The sequence below is a fragment of the Saccharomonospora saliphila YIM 90502 genome (genome assembly GCF_000383795.1).
Lineage (GTDB): Bacteria > Actinomycetota > Actinomycetes > Mycobacteriales > Pseudonocardiaceae > Saccharomonospora > Saccharomonospora saliphila.
Genome location: NZ_KB912589.1, coordinates 1 through 3,009, shown reverse-complemented (window position 1 = coordinate 3,009; position 3,009 = coordinate 1). Strand labels below are relative to the sequence as shown.

General features: G+C 73.5%; 3 protein-coding genes. 2 read left to right on the top strand and 1 reads right to left on the bottom strand.

All coding sequences use genetic code 11. From position 1 onward, the window contains the following. Window positions 1-73: 73 nt before the first annotated feature. The gene (locus SACSA_RS0100075) at window positions 74-427 is read right to left on the bottom strand and encodes a hypothetical protein (protein WP_019812486.1); all 354 of its coding nucleotides are present in this window, start codon (window positions 425-427) and stop codon (window positions 74-76) included. Window positions 428-745: 318 nt separating this feature from the next. Here SACSA_RS0100075 and SACSA_RS0100070 point away from each other — a divergent pair, with 318 nt between their 5' ends. Further along, complete coding sequence (locus tag SACSA_RS0100070; RefSeq protein ID WP_019812484.1) at window positions 746-1,825, top strand: AAA family ATPase; 1,080 nt, start codon at window positions 746-748, stop codon at window positions 1,823-1,825. A 9-nt stretch (window positions 1,826-1,834) separates the two neighbouring features. Next, window positions 1,835-3,009, top strand: a 1,175-nt coding sequence (locus tag SACSA_RS0100065) for a DUF58 domain-containing protein (protein ID WP_019812483.1), incomplete at its 3' end; no start/stop codon positions are given.

The following is a 3,009-nucleotide window of genomic DNA, read 5'->3' as shown; positions in this document are numbered from 1 at the left end:
CGGCCCGCACAGCTCGTGAGCGCGGCGGCGGCCAGCACCAGCGACGCCACCGCGACCGCACGCGCGGCCACCCTCAGCCCCCGCCCACACAGTCCACACCCTCGGCCGCGTCGCGGTCGCGATCGTCGTAGCGGCGCAACGCCACCTCGATCCGCGACTTGAGCTCTTCGAGCTCGCGGCCGAACCGGGTGAGGGATTCGGCGGCCGAGTCCCCGTCGGACACCCCGTACCGGGCCATGAACGCGCCGATCTCACCGGCGTAGCCGCCGCCGAGCGGGACGGACCGGCCGAGCACCTTGGCCCGCCGCACCATGCGCGCGACGGTGTCCTGCACCTCGCTCAGCCTGCGGAACGTCTCCTCGGCGGCCTCCGGGGAGACGGCGAATCCGGCGGCGCCGGAACCGGGACCGGTCTCGACCTCGGTCATCGTGGGCACCTCTGTCCGTGGTGGGCCGACTCCACAGCGTTCACGACTGGGCAGCATAGGCGAGTTCACGGCGACACCAAGGCACTCGGACACGGCTCACCTGAAAGGGGCAACAGGGCCTGGGGGCCGTCTCCGGGCCTGTGGGATGCTGACCACACCGGTGCGCGGCCACCGGGTTCGTCCGGGGCGGCTCGGGCGGTTTCGCCGTGTTTTGACACACTTCGTGTCAGGCTGGACCGCGAGTGGCACCAGCGGTCCGTCACCGGAAACGGCCGCCCGCTCGCGGCAGGTCCGAGGGCTTTTCGCACAGGAGGTCGTGTGACGTCGGAAGCACAGTCCACCGCTACCGCCGCGCCGGACGGGGACCCGGTGACCACCGAGACGCCCTATCCGCCCGTTGATCCGGACCGGGACTACGGCGACGGCGCGGACGGCACCGTCGACCTCGATCACCTGCACGAGACGGCCCGGCGGATCGCCGACAACGTGGAGCGGGTGCTGGTCGGCAAGCCCGAGGTGGTGCGCGTCGCGCTGGTCACGCTCCTGGCCGAAGGTCACCTGCTCGTGGAGGACGTGCCCGGCGTGGGCAAGACCTCGCTGGCCAAGGCGCTGGCGCGGTCGGTGGACTGCACCGTCAGCAGGGTGCAGTTCACCCCCGACCTGCTGCCCAGCGACGTCACCGGGGTCTCGGTCTACAACCGGCAGCACTCCGACTTCGAGTTCCGCCCCGGCCCGGTGTTCGCCAACATCGTGGTGGGCGACGAGATCAACCGTGCCTCCCCCAAGACCCAGTCGGCACTGCTGGAGTGCATGGAGGAGGAGCAGGTCACGGTCGACTCGGCCACCTACCGGCTGGACAAGCCGTTCATGGTGATCGCGACCCAGAACCCGGTCGAGATGGAGGGCACCTACGCCCTGCCCGAGGCCCAGCGCGACCGGTTCACCGCGCGCCTGTCCATCGGTTATCCGGACCCCCGTGCCGAGGAGTCGATGGTCGACGAGCACGCCGGGCGCGACCCGCTCGACGACCTCACTCCGGTCTCCGACGCGGCCACGGTCCGGCGCCTGGTCGAGACCGTCCGCACGCTGCACGTGGCGCCCGAGGTACGCCGCTACGCCGTCGATCTGACCGCGGCCACGCGCCAGGTGCCGGAGGTCCGGCTCGGGGCCTCGCCGCGGGCCACGCTGCACCTGGTCCGCGCCGCCCGGGCGCAGGCAGCGCTCTCCGGACGGGAGTACGTCGTGCCCGACGACCTGCACGCGGTCGCGGTGCCCGTGCTCGCCCACCGTCTGGTCCTCACCACCGAGGCGCACGCGGCACGCCGGTCCGCCACCGACGTCGTGCGGGCGGTGCTCCAGCGCGTCGCCGTTCCGCACGGCGGCTCCGACCAGCGGTAACGCCCTGCCATGCTGCGGTCGTTGTCCGGACTGACCACCCGAGGACGGTGCCTGCTCGCCGCAGGGGTCGCCGCGGGTGTGTGCGCGGTCGTGCTCGACGAGCGCGACCTGCTCCGCGTGGCGGTGTTCGTGGTCGCGCTCCCGCTCTTCGTGGTGCTGCTGGCCACGGCGTCCAAGGTGCGCATCGCCGCCGCGCGGGTGCTCGACGCCGACCGGGTCACGGTGGGCGCCCCCGCCGAGGTGCGGCTCGACCTGTGGCGCACGGGCCGCACGCCCGCGGGTGAGGTACTGGTCGAGGACGGCCTGCCCTACGCGCTCGGGCCCCGCCCCCGCTTCGTGGCGGAGCGGTTGCCGCAACACCGGGCCGTCTCGCTGCGCTACCAAATCCGCCCCACCGTGCGGGGCATCCAGCGGATCGGCCCCCTGTGCGCCACCGTCACCGACCCCTTCGGGATCTGCGAGTTCCACCGCGAACTCGCGCGGGACTCCCGTCTGGTGGTCGTGCCCCGCGTGGTGAGCCTGCGCGGACTGCCCCTCGGCGCGGGCGTCGGCTCGGGACAGGACAGCAGTGTGCGCCTGCACACCGGGCAGGGCGAACCGGACGTCGTCGTGCGCCCGTACCGGCAGGGCGACGACCTGCGTAAGGTCCACTGGCGCTCCACCGCCCGGCGCGACGAGGTCATGGTGCGCGTCGAGGAACGGCCATGGCGGGCGGGTACGACGGTGCTGCTCGACCACCGCGCCGCCGCGCACGCCGGAACGGGCGCGGGCGCCAGTCTGGAGTGGGCGGTCGAGTTCGCCGCGAGCGCGTGCCTGCACCTCAACCACGCGGGACACCGGGTGCGCCTGGTCAGCGAGCACGGCAGGCCGCTGGCCGACATGCCGGAGGACGCCGGACGCGCGCACGACGGCTCCGTTCTGGACGCGCTCGCCGCGTTGCGGCCGAACCACGAACGCGATCTGATCACCGGCACCGACCCGGGACTGGGACAGGAGTTGATCGCCGTGCTGGGCACCGTCGGCACCGAGTCGGTCCACGAGCTGACCCGGTACCGTCCGCGGGACACCCGCAGCCTCGCGGTGCTGCTGGACACCCCGGCGTGGGCAGGCCCGGAGACGCGGCCCCTGCCGACCGCGCCCACGGACGACCCCGCGCCCACGGGTCCGGCCCCCGAGCCGACCGC